17 protein-coding genes are annotated in these 15,296 nt (G+C 53.4%); 4 read left to right on the top strand and 13 right to left on the bottom strand.

Translation table 11 applies throughout. From position 1 onward, the window contains the following. Position 1: 1 nt before the first annotated feature. Positions 2-1,390 carry an L-seryl-tRNA(Sec) selenium transferase gene (gene selA, locus AC1BI1_RS10665; RefSeq protein WP_476717310.1) on the bottom strand — a complete coding sequence of 463 codons (1,389 nt, stop codon included), beginning with the start codon at positions 1,388-1,390 and terminating at the stop codon, positions 2-4. A gap of 48 nt (positions 1,391-1,438) precedes the next feature. Next, entirely contained in the window at positions 1,439-2,608 is a 1,170-nt protein-coding gene (locus tag AC1BI1_RS10670) for a M24 family metallopeptidase (protein WP_476717275.1), read from the bottom strand. A gap of 102 nt (positions 2,609-2,710) precedes the next feature. Between AC1BI1_RS10670 and AC1BI1_RS10675 the strand changes: the two genes are divergently transcribed. Then, positions 2,711-3,136: an Hsp20/alpha crystallin family protein gene (locus tag AC1BI1_RS10675; protein WP_476717276.1), complete on the top strand. Its 426-nt coding sequence runs from the start codon at positions 2,711-2,713 to the stop codon at positions 3,134-3,136. A 51-nt stretch (positions 3,137-3,187) separates the two neighbouring features. Here the strand turns inward: AC1BI1_RS10675 and AC1BI1_RS10680 are convergent, their stop codons facing one another. Together AC1BI1_RS10680 and AC1BI1_RS10685 are read right to left on the bottom strand one after the other, a co-directional pair. Beyond that, positions 3,188-4,213 (bottom strand): GerMN domain-containing protein, encoded by a 1,026-nt coding sequence (locus AC1BI1_RS10680; protein WP_476717277.1) that lies wholly within the window; start codon positions 4,211-4,213, stop codon positions 3,188-3,190. Positions 4,214-4,301: 88 nt separating this feature from the next. Further along, a complete protein-coding gene (locus AC1BI1_RS10685; RefSeq protein WP_476717278.1) occupies positions 4,302-5,333 on the bottom strand; it encodes a YkvI family membrane protein in 1,032 nt (343 codons plus the stop codon). 120 nt (positions 5,334-5,453) lie between these two features. Here AC1BI1_RS10685 and yyaC point away from each other — a divergent pair, with 120 nt between their 5' ends. Beyond that, positions 5,454-6,089, top strand: coding sequence for a spore protease YyaC (yyaC, locus tag AC1BI1_RS10690; protein ID WP_476717279.1), 636 nt, complete (start codon positions 5,454-5,456; stop codon positions 6,087-6,089). On the opposite strand, the gene AC1BI1_RS10695 is transcribed toward yyaC, so the two are convergent. Both AC1BI1_RS10695 and AC1BI1_RS10700 read right to left on the bottom strand, forming a co-directional pair. Next, positions 6,074-6,715, bottom strand: coding sequence for a phosphoribosyltransferase (locus AC1BI1_RS10695; RefSeq protein ID WP_476717280.1), 642 nt, complete (start codon positions 6,713-6,715; stop codon positions 6,074-6,076). The genes yyaC and AC1BI1_RS10695 overlap by 16 nt on opposite strands. A gap of 32 nt (positions 6,716-6,747) precedes the next feature. After that, a complete protein-coding gene (locus AC1BI1_RS10700) occupies positions 6,748-7,251 on the bottom strand; it encodes a DUF4446 family protein (protein WP_476717281.1) in 504 nt (167 codons plus the stop codon). Positions 7,252-7,423: 172 nt separating this feature from the next. Between AC1BI1_RS10700 and larE the strand changes: the two genes are divergently transcribed. Continuing rightward, positions 7,424-8,248, top strand: a complete 825-nt coding sequence (gene larE / locus AC1BI1_RS10705) for an ATP-dependent sacrificial sulfur transferase LarE (RefSeq protein ID WP_476717282.1) — start codon at positions 7,424-7,426, stop codon at positions 8,246-8,248. Between the two features lie 13 nt (positions 8,249-8,261). Continuing rightward, entirely contained in the window at positions 8,262-9,470 is a 1,209-nt protein-coding gene (larC, locus tag AC1BI1_RS10710) for a nickel pincer cofactor biosynthesis protein LarC (RefSeq protein ID WP_476717283.1), read from the top strand. Positions 9,471-9,484: 14 nt separating this feature from the next. Here larC and AC1BI1_RS10715 read toward each other — a convergent pair whose 3' ends face one another. The 7 genes from AC1BI1_RS10715 to mnmG form a co-directional block, all read right to left on the bottom strand. Then, positions 9,485-9,607, bottom strand: a complete 123-nt coding sequence (locus AC1BI1_RS10715; protein ID WP_476717284.1) for a hypothetical protein — start codon at positions 9,605-9,607, stop codon at positions 9,485-9,487. Positions 9,608-9,910: 303 nt separating this feature from the next. Beyond that, positions 9,911-10,159 (bottom strand): TFIIB-type zinc ribbon-containing protein, encoded by a 249-nt coding sequence (locus AC1BI1_RS10720; protein ID WP_476717285.1) that lies wholly within the window; start codon positions 10,157-10,159, stop codon positions 9,911-9,913. Positions 10,160-10,186: 27 nt separating this feature from the next. Beyond that, the gene (locus AC1BI1_RS10725) at positions 10,187-10,861 is read right to left on the bottom strand and encodes a DUF554 domain-containing protein (RefSeq protein ID WP_476717286.1); all 675 of its coding nucleotides are present in this window, start codon (positions 10,859-10,861) and stop codon (positions 10,187-10,189) included. Positions 10,862-10,911: 50 nt separating this feature from the next. Then, complete coding sequence (locus AC1BI1_RS10730) at positions 10,912-11,784, bottom strand: ParB/RepB/Spo0J family partition protein (RefSeq protein WP_476717287.1); 873 nt, start codon at positions 11,782-11,784, stop codon at positions 10,912-10,914. Beyond that, on the bottom strand, positions 11,777-12,538 hold the full coding sequence (locus AC1BI1_RS10735; protein ID WP_476717288.1) for a ParA family protein: 762 nt from the start codon (positions 12,536-12,538) through the stop codon (positions 11,777-11,779). Before AC1BI1_RS10735 ends, AC1BI1_RS10730 begins: the two co-directional genes overlap by 8 nt. Before the next feature lie 95 nt (positions 12,539-12,633). Then, complete coding sequence (gene rsmG / locus AC1BI1_RS10740; protein WP_476717289.1) at positions 12,634-13,362, bottom strand: 16S rRNA (guanine(527)-N(7))-methyltransferase RsmG; 729 nt, start codon at positions 13,360-13,362, stop codon at positions 12,634-12,636. 40 nt (positions 13,363-13,402) lie between these two features. Further along, positions 13,403-15,295 (bottom strand): tRNA uridine-5-carboxymethylaminomethyl(34) synthesis enzyme MnmG, encoded by a 1,893-nt coding sequence (gene mnmG / locus AC1BI1_RS10745; RefSeq protein WP_476717311.1) that lies wholly within the window; start codon positions 15,293-15,295, stop codon positions 13,403-13,405. Position 15,296: the final 1 nt, after the last annotated feature.

Below are 15,296 nucleotides of genomic sequence, written 5' to 3' on the forward strand. Positions count from 1 at the left end.
CTCATTCTAAAACCTTGACCAAAACCCGGACTAACTCTATCTCTTCCCCTGGTAAAACAGTGCGTATGTCCAGGACGAGGGCATCCTCCTGTATTCGGGTGAGGACAGGAGGTTCTCCCTGGCGCAGCCGCTCTGCCGTTTGGGCCGCGCTGAATTGGAAGGGCCGCACTGTTATCCCCCACGAAGGTATCTCGGCTAGGGGCAACGCGCCGCCTCCGACCTGGGAGAACACTTGGCTTAACTTGAGTTCGGCTTTCTGCCCCAATTTTTCCGCCAAAAGTTGATACAGCTTTTTTGCCCGCTGCTTGAGCTCCTCCTGGGGCATAGTTAAAAGCCACAAAGCTGGTATTTCCCGGCGCGCCTTCTCCGGGTCCCGGTAGGCCCTTAAGGTAGCTTCCAAGGCGGCCAGGGTCATCTTGTCTATGCGCAGGGCCCGGTTTAAGGGATGCTTGGCAATAGTTTTAATTAGATATTCCCGGCCTACAATGATCCCTGCCTGCGGTCCGCCCAGCAACTTGTCCCCGCTGAAAGTAAGAAGGTCCACACCGGCAGCGACTTCTTCCTGCACAGTAGGCTCGTCCCTTAAACCGTAACTTTTCAGGTCCAGGAAGCAGCCGCTGCCTAGGTCTTCCATTACAGGGATATTATACTTGCGGCCAAGGCTTACCAGTTCGGCCGTAGTTACTTCCTGGGTAAAGCCCAAGATCCGGTAATTGCTGGGATGGACCTTGAGGAGCAAAGCAGTATCGGGGGTAATAGCCCTTTCATAATCGTTAATATAAGTCTTATTGGTAGTGCCGACTTCTACCAGCCGAGTGCCGCTCTGGGCCATAACTTCCGGCACCCGAAAAGCGCCTCCGATCTCCACCAGCTGGCCGCGGGACACGATGGTCTCCCGCCCGGCGGCCAGGGCTGCCAGGCATAGGAGTACCGCTGCAGCATTGTTGTTTACCACCAGGGCCGCCTCGGCGCCGGTGATCTCACGGAGCAGACCCACCACGTGGCTATAGCGGCTGCCCCTTTCCCCGGTAGCTAGGTCTAACTCTAAATTGGTATAATGCCCCGCGCACATCTCTACAGCAGCCAAGGCCGACGGGCTTAAAATAGCTCGGCCAAGATTAGTATGTAGGACAACTCCGGTAGCGTTAATTATCCTGCGCAAGCTGGGCCGGTCCATATGGCTAAAAAGGGCAGCTGCCTCAGCTGCCAATTCCTGGGGTAGAGGAGGATTTATTTTCTCCCGCAAAATGCGTTCCCGCCAATTATTTAGCACCTGCCGGACACAAGTCCTGGCCCTTATCCGGTCCTGTTCCACAGCCGTGGCCAGTTCCGGACATTGTAATATTTCATGGACAGCCGGCAAACGGCGCAGCAATTCCTTTGGTTCCATTTTAGCCACCTCGGTTTCTTCCTGCCATTATAAGATCCAGAGTATAATTTAGCAACTGGTTAAAGCTTCTGCGCCGGCTTCCGTCACTACGTAAGTATCCTCTACTCCTACCGCTCCTATGCCGGGGAAGACAAATTTGGGTTCCACGGCAATGACCATACCGCAAGCCAGTACAGTCCTGTCCCCTCGAGCCAGAACCGGCCACTCGTTAAGTTCCAGCCCCACGCCGTGGCCGATATAAACCGCCTGCTTGCCCCAGCCCATGAAGTGTTCGGCCAGCCCAGCTTCTTGGGCCTTCCTCAAAGCCAGATCGTAAAGTTCTCCCGCGGTTACTCCGGGCCTGGCCCGATCTGCCACCAGGACAGCAATTTCCTCCGCCACTTTTTGCGCCTCCCGCAAGTGTCGGGGAACTTCTCCGGCAAAATATACTCGCGTTTGATCTACAAGATAATCGCCGTATACTCCGGCATAATCGATTACCAGGGGCTCTCCTTTCTCCCATTTACGGGTGCTAGCACCCATAGGATAGAAGGCGGATAACCCGCGGCCGATCAAAGTCCAGGGGTTCCCGGCACCATAAGCCGCATTCACTCCGGCGGCTACCATGCCAGGGGGCATGCCTTGCTCATAACCTCGGAAGCGCACCCTGCCCTGGTGTCCCAAGCGGCGGGCATGTGCTTCAAACTCAGCAGCAATTTCCAGTTCTGTCATCCCCGGCTTCACCCATTCTCCTATGTAACGAAATACGGCCGCATGTTTGGTTGCGGACTGGCGCAAAGCTTGAAGTTCCTGGGCTGACTTAATTGCGCGCAAGGAACGAATGTCAGGGCTAATATCCTCCCACTCACAATCTGGAAGGGCTTTCTGGTAACGGGTGAAAACCTTCCAGGAAATAATATCCATCTCTAACCCCAGCCGTCTCGAGGGCAGGAAGCCCAGATCTCTCAGACAAGCGAATATGTCTCTCAAACTAGAGAGAGGTATTACTTTTTCCCAGGCAGTCTCCTCTTTAACGCGTTCAAAATCTTGATACACTAGCAAACAAGGCTCACCTGTGGCAGGGACAAAAAGGTGGCAATCCTGAGCTGTTCCGCTTAAATAAAAAAGATCCGCCTTCTGGTAAATCAGCGCTCCGTCCAACTCTTTTTCCTGTAGCTTTTTTTGAAAAAGAGCTACCCTTTGCTGGTATTCCGCGACCGGAATTTGGTTTGCCTCCATAATTTCCCCCATCAGCTTTGATCAAACTCCTTTTCATGCATAATATCGCCCAAACTATAAAAGCTAATAAGTAAACATTAGGTTAAGGGAGGGTGATAGCCCGTGGAGATTACACCCTGGCGACCCTGGCGTGAGCTAGCCGATTTGCGGGAAGAAATGATGCGTAATTGGTTAGGAAGGTGGTTTGGCCCGCTGGAAGCCGGACCGCGCATCGACCTTTACCAGACGGCCTCGGAAGTAGTGGTCACCGCCGAGTTGCCCGGCCTGGTCTCCAAGGACGACGTAGAAATTACGGCCACGGAGAACAGCCTCACCGTCCGGGGCGAGGTCAAGCGCGCCCAGGAGGCTACTCAGCAAGACTACTTCCGCTCCGAACGCTTTTACGGCACCTTTTCCCGGACCATCAGCCTGCCGGCAGAAGTGGAACCAGAAAAAGCAACAGCTTCTTACAAGAACGGTATCCTGGAAATTCGCATCCCGAAGGCTGCCCGGCAACGCCAAAAGCGCATCCAGATCGATCTCCATTGAGCAGTGTCCCCAGCAAGCTAAATCTTGCTGGGGACCCCTCAAAACCCCACCCTATTTATGGACCACATTAAGGTATCCCGGACGGGGTAGGGGTTCTTTAATAGGAGTACCCTCCGGCAGGTAATCCTTTTTCTCCCCCTCGATCAACAATTGTACTCTATTGATGGAGGGAAATTGAGTCAGGGTCCATAGGAGGGAATTTATAAAAATGGTTTCCGCAGTGGATCCCCCACCGTAGGCGATGGCTTCCCTACTTAAGTCTACAAAGGCTATCCCATCTTGAATATAAAAGTTTCTCAACCTGGTACCTGGCCAGACAGTGGGGAGCAGGCCGCTATCCTCGGGCGGTCCCGTTAAAAGGGCTATTAGAGCTGCTCGGGGCAAATCTTCTTCTTTGGTTGCCTGGGCAGCCAGGGCAACCGGTATGAGGTGCAGGGCATTCTTGTCACTGAAGTACACCTGAACTGTAGTTACTTTTTGTTGACCTTTAAGGAGGCTATTTATCCATGGTGGGCGCTTAAAGGTTTCATCCAGTTTTATCCCTACCAGTTCTGGTATAACCTGCCCTTCTACTAAGATTCTGACTCCTTCAATGTCTTTTAACTCGGTAAGGGTAAGTATCAGCGACCTAACGGCCAAGTCGGCCTCTCTGGTATTCTTAAGCTTAAGAAGATCGCTAGTCAAATCCACGTAAGCTATTTTTTCCCCTGAGAAGGAATATACCTCCCTAAGCTTAACTCCTTCGGGCATGGTACGAGCCAGACTGTCTTCCGCCGGACCGGCCAGGAGCTTTTCTACTGCTGTTTTGGCTACCTCACGGGTAGGATTGATAACTACCGTCACCGGCACCAGATAGCGAAGATCGGAGGTAGCATGGTAGATTAACACCTGCCGCAACTCATGCTCGTATAAAATAGGGCGGGTCTGCTTAACAGAAGCAGGTGCAGGTGTAGCAGACACCCGGGTTTTGCGTCCACAGCCATAGCTCCAAAGAAATAGAAGGGCCACGGCTAAAAGGAGCACACCGGTAAAGCGGTATCCCTGTTTTATTTTTGTCCCCCGTGATCGGGCTGGCATAAATTTATATGCACCCCTTTCTGGCCCTTGATTATACATATTTTTCGACAACTACGGGCGAAAATCCTCCCGAAGAAGCCCCTTTGCTTTACCTTTGTCGCCTAAGCTTTTTTAGACACTGCCAGAGACCGCCACCCAGCAGAAGAAATAAAATAAGATAACCGAAAAAGGGATAAATATACCCTACCAGGCGGGCGAAGCCTAGGCCTGAAAGGGGTAGGGCCAAGCTGATGATTAAGAAGCTGATCCAGGTAGGGGTCAGACATCCTCCCCGCGCCAGGCGCTCAACGAGCCCAAAGGCCGAGGTCATAGCCGTAGTTACCATGGCCACCCATAAATTGAAGGCATAGATGGTTTGCCAGGGAGGGGGTAGGCGATTGACTAAGGCCAAGACGGGTACCGGGCTGGTTACCTCCTCTTGTCCCAGCCCGCCTAGTGCTACAACGAGAAGCAAGGCTAAGATTCCCAGGATCAGCCCGCCAACAAAGGCGCCCCATTTACCCCCCTGATGGGGTGGAAGGGAAGTAAACAAAACAATAGGGCCTACCATATTATAAGTTACATAGAGAAAGCTATTCAGAATCCAGTTGGGGACTAAAAAGGGGGAGCTTGCCGGCAGGGGTTTTACAGGAGTTGAGTGAAAGTTATAAAGCCCAATAAGGGCGAGATAAATAACCAAAACCGGTATTAACAGGGTATTTACTAATAATACTCCCCGGCTCCGGGCCACTACTGTAACCAGTGTAAAGCCAGCCGCTGCTGCACCTCCCGCCCAGGCCGGGAAACCCAAGTGCTCCTGGACCACTGCTCCAGCACCCGCAAACATAATCACCAGGCTGCCGAAGAGGAAAGCCATTAGCACTCCGTCGGCCACTCGGCCCCCCTGGCCTAAAAAGGCGTCCAGAAAATCCCGGTAAGATGTAGTGCCCAGGCGGCAAGCCAAGGCGCGCAGGAGAAAACCTCCTGTGCTAAAAAGCCAGGTAACCAGGAGGAGGGACGCTAAAGCCTGGTGCCCTAAAATAAGGAAAAACTGGACTAATTCCTGACCGGAGGCGAAGCCAGCACCGATTACTGTTCCTATATAAGCGCAGGCCGTGGCTAGTTCTGACCACCAGCGCAAAAGATCTCCTCCTTTTGCTTTTTAAGTCCAATATATTTTACGCTGGTGGGTACCAAAAAAGTATAAAAAAGGCCCGGCTGGCATATACTCTAGGCACGAGATTATAGCAGGAGGTAAGGTATGGTTACATTCCCTTTTCTCCCCCGCAATTGGTCTATAGAGTTAAACCCGACGCCTAAGATCAAGTATCATTACCAGGACCCCCTAGTGGTACAAAAGCTGAGTGCGGCCCTGCAAGAATACCTTGCCCAGCTAAATCCAGCCAATAGCCGGCCCCTGGTAGTCGTGGGCATTGGTACTGATCGCTCTACCGGCGACAGCCTGGGTCCCCTGGTGGGGAGCAAACTCGGTTCCTACCCTGACCTCCCCGTGGCCATCTATGGTACTCTGGAGGAACCGGTTCACGCCAGCAACCTCACGGAAAAATTGGACCTGATAAATGCTGCTTACTCCAACCCCTTTATTATTGCCATCGATGCCTGCCTGGGACATTCGGAAAGCGTAGGCAGCATTACCCTAGCCCCCGGTGCCCTCAAACCCGGAGCCGGAGTAAATAAAAATTTGCCGGCTGTGGGAGACCTCCACTTCACTGGCATTGTCAATGTGGGGGGCTATATGGAATATTTTGTCCTACAAAATACGCGCCTGAGCCTAGTCATGCGCATGGCCGATCAAATTGCCCAGGCCATCTACCATGGCGTGCGCCAGGCCTATGGACTAGGAGATAGCCTGCCTGCTGCTCAGGGCTTCCAGTGATCCCCGTGGAGGAGGGCCAGCACCTCCCCATCCTCCACCTGAGGAAAGGAATAATAAAACTCACCTACTGCATAAAAGGGTTCCGGGGTGACCAGGCAGACAATCTCGTTGACCAGAGGGCGCAGCCGCTCTATAGTATCGGGCGGTGCTACGGGTACTGCCAGGACCAGTGCCTGGGGCGCTCTCTTGGCCAGGGAAACTAAAGCTGCCTCCATGGTAAGCCCAGTAGCCAGCCCATCGTCTATAACTATTACTGTCCGGCCTTTTACCTTGGGTTCTTCTTTTTCTCCCCGGTAAACTCGTATCCTGCGCCTTATTTCAGCCAGCTCACGGGCCACAGCCGGAGCCAGGTCCTCTTTATCGAGCCTTAAAGCGCTTAAAATTTGATCATTGTATATAACCATACCATCAGGGGCTACGGCAGCTACAGCCAGTTCCGGGTTACCCGGTGCCCCCACTTTGCGGGGAATAATCACATCCAGTTCGGCCTGCAAGGTCTCCGCTACTGGCTTGGCCACCACCACTCCACCGCGCGGGATGGCCAGTACCAGGACGTCCTTGCCAGCATACTGCTTTAGGGAGGCCGCTAACTTTTGCCCTGCATCCAGGCGGTTGCTAAAGATCATCAACCATCACCCCTGGGCTTATTTTGCCCCCATCAGTCTGTTACCAAACCCAAGGCAATCCCCAAAGCCTTTTCTTCTTCTTCGCTTAACCGATAAAGGGCCTTGGCTCGCCTCACCGGCTTTAAGAATACCCTCGTTTCGTCCCGCGAATATAGGCTGGTAAGTATAAAGCCGTCTCCTGCCTTGGAGAGCACCGCCAGGGCAAAGCTTAGATCGCTGCCGGTATCTGGAAAAGCATTAAAGCGCACCATGCCTACCCGGCACAAAGTACCCTCCAGGTACTGGAGAATGTCCCCCAATTTTTCTTCCAGGCGGTCTATAGTATCTTTTACCTCTTTCAAATCCCGAAAACGCTCCAGCACTGCCGCCAGATCCTGCCCGTCTCCAGTCCCGGCCAGCCGCCTTAACCTTTTCTCCAGACGCCGCACTTCAGCCCAGAGGGAAAATAAAAGGACCAGAAGCAGGGCGGTAAGTAAAAGGCAGACTATTACTGCATAGGGAAGGTAGGGGACAAAAAGCTGAACTATATAGTCCAATGCTATCACCACCTGCTCCTTTTTATCTAATCTTTAGCTGCATTTTAATTCCACATGCAGGCGGCTTTTCCCTTTTTATTTTTGACTCTGTTCGTCCTGCTCGAAAAATATCCTTGCTCATTGACAGGTTTTCTGGCCCTGGGGTAAAATCGGGCAAAAAGGGGGGAAAATTATGCTTGCACCAGAATTGCTAGGTAAGCTTGAGCATTTAAGGCAAAATCTAGCTGCTATGGGAAGTATTTTGGTGGCCTTTTCCGGCGGGGTAGATAGTACCTTCTTGCTCCGCGTAGCCAAGGAAGTGACTGAGCGGGTGTTGGCCGTGACAGCTACCTCGCCCACCTATACCCAGTCGGAGCTAGAGGAAGCTAAAGAAATAGCCCGGAGCCTGGGTGTGGAGCACTTGATAATAGAGAGCAAGGAAATGGATAACCCGGAATTTTGTTCTAACCCGGTAGATCGCTGTTACTATTGCAAAAGTGAGCTTTTTGGCCTCCTTAAGGAAATTGCTGCTTCCCGGGGTTTAAAGGTAGTGGTGGATGGCTCCAATGCTAGTGATCAGGGCGATTTTCGCCCCGGCATGCGGGCCGCGCGGGCCTTTGGTGTGCGAAGCCCTTTAATGGAGGTAGGCCTGACCAAAGAGGAAATCCGGCAGCTTTCGCGCTATTACAACCTGCCCACCTGGGACAAACCGTCCATGGCCTGCCTTTCTTCTCGTATTCCCTATGGAGAGCCCATTACCAAGGAAAAGATAGCCCAAATTGAGGCAGGAGAGAGTTTCTTGCGGAAGCTGGGGCTTAAAGAAGTGCGCCTGCGCCACCACGGCTCCCTGGCCCGGTTGGAAGTGAACCCCCAGGCCTTCCCTCTGCTCATAAACGACAAAGTCCGGCAGCAGGTGATTTCCACTTTAAAGGAATTGGGTTTCACTTATATAACCCTGGATCTCGAGGGTTACCGCAGCGGCAGTATGAATGAAGTCCTTGCTAATCGGCAAGCATAGGGGGTTAGGGGAATTGAAGGTAGCTTATTTCGATTGTTTTTCGGGGATCAGCGGAGATATGTGCTTGGGAGCTTTGTTAGCTTGTGGCCTGCCTCTGGCCGAACTGGAGGCGGGTTTAAAGACCCTACCCCTTCAGGGCTGGAATCTAAAGGTTAAGCGGGTCCAGCAGTATGGCATAGAGGGTATGGATGTGGAGGTAGCAGTAGAAGGGCCACAGCCGGAGCGCCATCTTCATGATATTGAGGAGATCATCACCGCGTCTTCTTTGCCTCAGCCTGTAAAGGAGAAAGCCATAACTGTCTTTCGACGCCTGGCGGCCGCGGAGGCCAGAGTCCACGGAATTTCCTCCCACCATGTGCACTTTCACGAGGTGGGCGCGGTGGACGCCATTATCGACATTGTCGGCACCTGTCTGGGGCTTTATCTCTTGGGGGTAGAAGAGATCTATTCCTCTGCTTTGCCCCTGGGCTCAGGCTGGGTGCGCTGCCGTCACGGTGAACTCCCAGTCCCGGCGCCGGCTACTACCTATCTACTAGAGGGTTACCCAGTTTACGGCAGCGAGGTAAAATGCGAGCTGGTGACGCCCACCGGCGCAGCCCTGATCACTACTTTAGCTGCTTCCTTTGGTCCTGTGCCGCCCATGAAGTTGATTTCCTGCGGCTATGGTTCGGGTAAAACCAGACTTCCCCGGCCCAATTTTCTGCGGCTCCTCTTAGGTGAGGCCCAGAAGGGTTCCCCGGAGGAGGAAAAAATCATGGTAGTAGAGACTACCGTGGATGATATGAATCCAGAGCTTTTCCCCTACCTGGTGGAACAAAGCCTGGCCGCCGGCGCAGTAGATGCCTTCTTTGCGCCCGTATACATGAAGAAGGGCCGCCCCGGCATGGTGTTTACAGCCTTATGCCCCAAAAGCAGCTTGGATCAAGTAGTGGCTACCCTCTTCCGTCATTCCAGCACTCTGGGCGTACGCTTCCGCGAGGAAGCCCGGTTAGTGGCGCGCCGCCAGGTAGTTACCGTGGAAACGCCTTATGGGCCGGTACTAGTGAAATGGGGCGCCTTTCGGACGGGGACAGGGGATGGCTTAAGCCTCAATCTCGCTCCAGAGTATGAATCCTGCCGCAAGGTAGCTCAGGAGCAGAATATACCCCTAAAGGAAGTGTACGTCGCTGCCCTAAGCGCTGCAAGGGCAGGTGGTCCGCCACCAGAACTAGTCGAAGGTTAGTCGGGGTCTTAAGCTTAGGGCTTGGCCTTTTCTTCCAGTAATTGCGTTACCTTAGCCAGGCGCTCTTGTAGCCTGGCTATTTCTGTTGGATATTTTTTGTTTACCTGACCGGGTACACGCAGCCCTGTGGCTGGCACAAACCTTTCCTCCCCTTCGAATAGGCCTCCGGTGTCCGCGTGAACCTGGCCGAAGGGGATATGAGTATTGAATTACTGGCCACCTGGTGTTAAGCTTACCGACCCCATTCGGTAGCGCTTGGCTGCCGGAGTGAGGTGAAATATGAAGCTTTGCGCCAGGAAAGTTCCATGTTAGACCCATGGATGGGGGCAAACCAGCTCTGTTTATGGGTCCTGGGATTTCCTCTGTCAAGGTCCGGTTGCTGAAATAGAGGAACTGAGGGTTTACTGGCCCTAAGGTGGTCGAGGGCCACCTGGTACTTGTTAGTCAAAAAAATCGAAGTCAAAAATTTCCTTCAGCAAGCTGCGGTGCTTTCTAGGTTTATGGTGCGTTCCCTTCCATGTAGTGTTTTCTTCATAGGATGCCTCTTCCTCATGGTGTCCGACAGTGGCGAGCAGTTTATCCAGTTCGCCCCGGTCGAGCCAGACGCCCCGGCATTCCGGGCAAACATCGATTAAAACTCCGCGGCGCTCTACTTCCTTCATAGATACATCGCACAGGGGACAGCGCATACCTTCCATCCTCCCTTTGCTATTTTCTTAAAAAAAGCTAACCAATATACCCACCAGAAAAATGGCCGGCAACAAGTTGCCTACCCGGAATTCTTTAATCTTCAGGAGGTTCAGAGCTATAGCCATGATCAACAATCCCCCGGTAGCCGTGATCTCCTTGACCACCGCCGGGTCCAAAAAAGGAGCTATCCAAGTAGCACCGAGGGTAAGGGTGCCCTGATAGACCAGGACGCTCAAGGCGGAAAAACCTACCCCTATTCCCAGCTTAGTGGTCAAAATCACTGCCAGCGTACCATCCAGAAGGGATTTAACATAGAGGGTAGTATAATTGTGGTTCAGCCCCGCTTCTAGGGCGCCAGTGATGGCCATGGCGCCTACGCAGTATATTAGGCTAGCTCCCACGAAGGCGCGGCCGAAATCTCCGTGGTCGCTTCCCAGACCTTTTTCCAACTTTCGTCCCAGCGCCTCCAGCAGGCCTTCCAGATTGATTATTTCACCTATGGTGGCCCCTAAGATCAGGCTTATAATGATGGGGATTATTTTTTCCCCTTGCAGGGCCATAGTGGCTCCTGTTAAAAGAATTCCAAGGCCCAGAGCTTGAAAAAGGGTTTCCACTAGCCTTTCAGGAAGGCGAACGCCCAAAAGTCTGCCTAGTGTTGTTCCTAGGAGTATGGCTACAGCATTTATAAAGTTGGCTATCATATCGCACAATCCTTTGAACAATATATTGTTTCACGTGAAACATCGGTTTCTCATTCCGAAAGATGGAGATGGGTCAATTCCTCCACCAGCCGGTGAAGCTCCTCCTGGCTATAAAAGTATATCTCGATGCGGCCGCCTTTCTGCAAAGGCCGGACTTTGACCACCGTTCCCAATCTTTCCTCCAACACCTCTTCCACGGACATCAAGGGCCAAGGCGTGGATTTCGTCTCCTCTCTTTTGACCGATGGCCCGGTTTTTTTCTCCCTAGATTGAAGTTTCCTTACTAAATCCTCCGTCTCCCTGACGCTTAATTTTTCCTGCACCACTCGCGCAGCCACCTGTAGCTGCACTTCTTCATCCTCCACGGCTAGAAGGGCCCGGGCATGTCCAGCAGTTAACTGACCTGCGCGCAACATTTCCTGGATGGCCAAGGGTAGCTGGAGCAGGCGTAAAGCATTAGCTATCACCGGCCGGCTTTTACCCACCCTCGCACCCACCTCTTCCTGGGTAAGACCGTACTCCGTAATCAGTGTCTGGTAAGCCCGGGCTTCCTCTAGGGGATTTAAATCCTCCCGCTGAAGGTTTTCTATCAAAGCTATCTCCGCTACGTCCCTCTCGCTTAAATCGCGAACCAGCGCCGGAACCTCTTTCACACCCGCCAAGCGACAAGCCCGCCACCGCCGCTCCCCGGCCACCAGTTCATATCTCCCATCACCTAAAGGCCGCACCACTACGGGTTGGATTACCCCATGGCTGCGAATAGAAGCCGCTAGCTCTTCCAGTTTTTCCTGATCAAAATCCTCACGCGGCTGGTGGCGCCCGGCCACGATCAGGTCAATGTTTAAATGCCGAACCTCACCACCTATTTCCTTGACTTCCGGCAACAAAGCGCTCAAACCCCGGCCCAAGCCCCTCTTAGCCATTGGCCAGCACCTCCCTGGCCAACTCTCTGTATGCCTCTGCTCCGCGCGAACGCGGATCATATATAGTGATAGGCAATCCATGGCTAGGTGCTTCACTCAGCCTCACATTCCTTGGAATAATGCTGCTAAACACCTTGTTTCCAAAATATCCCTTGACTTCGTCCACCACCTGCAAGGACAAATTGGTCCGCGGATCGAACATGGTAAGAACCACTCCTTCCACCTCTAACCCCGGGTTCAGGTGCCGCGCCACCAGCTGTACCGTATTCATTAACTGGCCTAATCCCTCCAGAGCATAATATTCGCACTGGATAGGTATTAAAACGCGATCAGCAGCCGCCAGGGCATTTAAAGTAAGGAGGCCGAGGGAAGGGGGACAATCGATAAAAACAAAATCATAGCGTTCCCGCACATCCTTTAAGGCCCTCTTTAGCTTACCCTCACGGGAAATGGCGCCCACCAGCTCCACCTCGGCTCCAGCCAGTTCAATGGTGGCAGGAGCCAAATCCAGGCCTTTTATGTTCGTAGCTATAATAATCCCTTCCAGAGGCAGGCCATGAATTAACACATCATACATGCAATGCTCCAGTTTAAACCGATCCACTCCCAACCCGCTGGTAGCATTGCCCTGGGGATCAATATCTACCAGCAGCACCTTTTTCCCCTCTTCTGCCAGGGAAGCGCTCAAGTTTACCGCAGTAGTAGTCTTGCCCACCCCTCCTTTTTGATTGGCCACGGCAATTACTCTGCCCATACCTTTCTCTCCCTCACCAGTTTCTCCACCTGCCATTATTTTAACCGACCCACCCCGTCCCTTCATTACTTACTATAGCAAAATTCCACCTTAAGCTAAAGCGGTCTTTTCTCCGGCATGCCCGGCCTACGTGGCCACGCAGGACCAGTAGGCACAACCTTCCGTACAACTACTAGCCGCCGCTCTTCTCCCTTGTCCGGCAGACAGCCAGACCATATCCTTTCCACCTGTCCCCCCAGCAATCGTAAAGCCTGCCGGGCCTGATCCAATTCCTCCTCCACCCGGGGGCCTTTATAAGCCACCATCCTTCCCCCCACCTTCAGCAACGGAAGACAGTACTCCAGCAAAACAGCCATGGCTGCCACCCCCCTGCTTACGGCTATATCAAAGCTTTCGCGGAAATTATCCCGGCGACCCAGTTCCTCTGCCCGCGCCCACACACAATTTAACCCTTCAAGACCCAGATCCCCTATCACCCTCGTTAAAAAAACCGTTTTCTTCCTAGCGCTCTCCACCAGGGTTACCTCCAGGTCCCTGCGGTATATTTTTAACACTATTCCGGGCAACCCGCCACCGCTGCCCACATCCACCACCCGAGCGCCCGGAGGAACTTCCAGGGCAAAAAAAAGGAGAAGGGAATCTAAAAAATGCTTGCGCCAGACTTCCCTCTCCTCCACCACAGACGTTAAATTTATCTCTTTGTTGGTCTCTAAGAGCCTTTGGCCGTACCTGTACAGCAATTCTACCTGCTCTGGATCCATTTTCCACCCCCGTTCGAGTAAAAACTGCTCCAGAGCTCTATATTCACTTGCCGACCCAGCCACTTGCACAACCCCCATGTCTCTCTAACCGAGCCAAGCCAGGCTAGGATAAATTGGCCGTCCGCGACTGTTCCCGCCGCCTTTGCTCCAGATACACCAGTAGTACACTTATATCAGCCGGCGTTACTCCCGGCACGCGCATGGCCTGGCCTATAGACTCGGGCCGTACCTTGCTCAAGCGATCCTGCCCTTCCTTAGAAAGGCCTCGAATTTGGCGGTAATCCAAATCTGGAGGAATCCTGCGTCCTTCTAGCCGCGCCAACCTCTCCACCTGGGCCTGTTCCTTGGCTATATACCCTTCATATTTCAAGGAAATTTCCACCTGCTCCCTTACCGCGGGATCCAGCTCTGGGACCAATCCCCTGTCCTGCAAGTCCGAAAGATTTATGCCCGGCCGCTTCAATAAATCCGACAAACGGACAGGTCCCTTAAGAAGACTTTCTCCGCGCTCGGCCAAAAGCTCCATAACTTCTTCATTGTCTGGCCCCACGTACTCCTGCCGTAGATATTCCATAGCCTTCATGATGGCCTCCCGTTTACGGCAAAAAGTCTCAAAGCGTGCCTCATCCAGCAGCCCCACCTTATATCCCTTTTCGGCCAGGCGCAGGTCGGCATTATCTTCCCGGAGGAGCAACCGGTGCTCGGCCCGCGAAGTGAGAAGCCGGTAAGGTTCCGTCACGCCCCTGGTTACCAGGTCGTCAATCAGCACACCGATATAAGCCTCCGAACGGCTCAAGACCAGGCCTTCCCTCTCCTGGGCCAGGCAGGCGGCGTTGATGCCGGCCATCAAGCCTTGGGCAGCCGCTTCCTCATAGCCGGAAGTACCGTTAATCTGCCCGGCCAGAAAAAGCCCCGGTATTTCCTTACATTCCAGAGTCAGTTTTAACTGCGTAGGGTCCACATAATCGTACTCGATAGCATAACCCGGTCGGACCATCTCGGCCCTCTCCAGACCAGGAATACTGTGCAAAACCTCCAGCTGCACATCCTCGGGCAAACTGGTAGATAAGCCCTGCACGTACATTTCCTCCGTCATTAACCCCTCAGGCTCGAGAAAAACCTGGTGCGCCGGACGATCAAACCGGACCACTTTATCCTCAATAGAAGGGCAGTACCGCGGCCCCTGTCCCTGGATGATCCCGGTAAAGAGGGGCGCCCGGTGCAGATTCTCCCGTATAATAGCATGAGTCCTCTCAGTAGTATGGGTTAACCAGCAGGAAATGTTGGGACGCCCCGGAGTTTCCTCCCAGAAGGAGAAATACAACGGTCCCTCATCCCCGGGCTGCTCGATCATACAGGAAAAATCCACAGACCTGCGATTTACCCGCGGCGGTGTACCCGTCTTGAAACGGCCCATCCTGAGGCCCAACTCTTTTAGGCTGGTCGACAGCTCAACGGCCGGAAACTGGCCGTTAGGGCCGCCCTCATAAGTCACATCGCCGATAATTATCCGTCCGCGCAAATAGGTGCCTGTGGTAATCACCAAACTGCGGCAACTAAAAAAAGCCCCCGTGCGGGTTACTATCCCCTTAACCCGTCCACCTTCCGTCACTATCCGAGTAGCCGTTGCCTGCTTCAGCTCCAGACCTTCCTGCCGCAAAAGGGTTAAAAGCATAAGTTGCTGGTATAGTTTCTTATCGGCCTGAGCCCTCAGGGCCCTCACTGCCGGACCCTTACCTACATTAAGCCGCCGTATTTGAATACGGCTGCGATCCGTATTCAGGCCCATCTGGCCGCCTAAGGCGTCGATCTCCCGCACCAAGTGACCTTTGGCCGGGCCGCCCACGGACGGGTTGCAGGGCATCATGGCCACAGCCTCCAGGCTCAAAGTCAACAACAGGGTACGGCAGCCCAGCCTGGCTGCAGCTAGAGCGGCTTCGCATCCAGCATGCCCGGCACCCACCACAATTACGTCATAATCACCAGCGCAGTACACC

The organism is Thermanaeromonas sp. DSM 22490, from assembly GCF_056378755.1.

Excerpts from the sequence above, each read along its gene's own strand:
- selA (WP_476717310.1), bottom strand. The coding sequence starts at position 1,390 with ATGGAACCAAAGGAATTGCTGCGCCGTTTGCCGGCTGTCCATGAAATA.
- AC1BI1_RS10670 (WP_476717275.1), bottom strand. The coding sequence starts at position 2,608 with ATGGAGGCAAACCAAATTCCGGTCGCGGAATACCAGCAAAGGGTAGCT.
- AC1BI1_RS10680 (WP_476717277.1), bottom strand. The coding sequence starts at position 4,213 with ATGCCAGCCCGATCACGGGGGACAAAAATAAAACAGGGATACCGCTTT.
- yyaC (WP_476717279.1), top strand. The coding sequence starts at position 5,454 with ATGGTTACATTCCCTTTTCTCCCCCGCAATTGGTCTATAGAGTTAAAC.
- AC1BI1_RS10695 (WP_476717280.1), bottom strand. The coding sequence starts at position 6,715 with ATGATCTTTAGCAACCGCCTGGATGCAGGGCAAAAGTTAGCGGCCTCC.
- larE (WP_476717282.1), top strand. The coding sequence starts at position 7,424 with ATGCTTGCACCAGAATTGCTAGGTAAGCTTGAGCATTTAAGGCAAAAT.
- AC1BI1_RS10720 (WP_476717285.1), bottom strand. The coding sequence starts at position 10,159 with ATGCGCTGTCCCCTGTGCGATGTATCTATGAAGGAAGTAGAGCGCCGC.
- AC1BI1_RS10725 (WP_476717286.1), bottom strand. The coding sequence starts at position 10,861 with ATGATAGCCAACTTTATAAATGCTGTAGCCATACTCCTAGGAACAACA.
- AC1BI1_RS10730 (WP_476717287.1), bottom strand. The coding sequence starts at position 11,784 with ATGGCTAAGAGGGGCTTGGGCCGGGGTTTGAGCGCTTTGTTGCCGGAA.
- AC1BI1_RS10735 (WP_476717288.1), bottom strand. The coding sequence starts at position 12,538 with ATGGGCAGAGTAATTGCCGTGGCCAATCAAAAAGGAGGGGTGGGCAAG.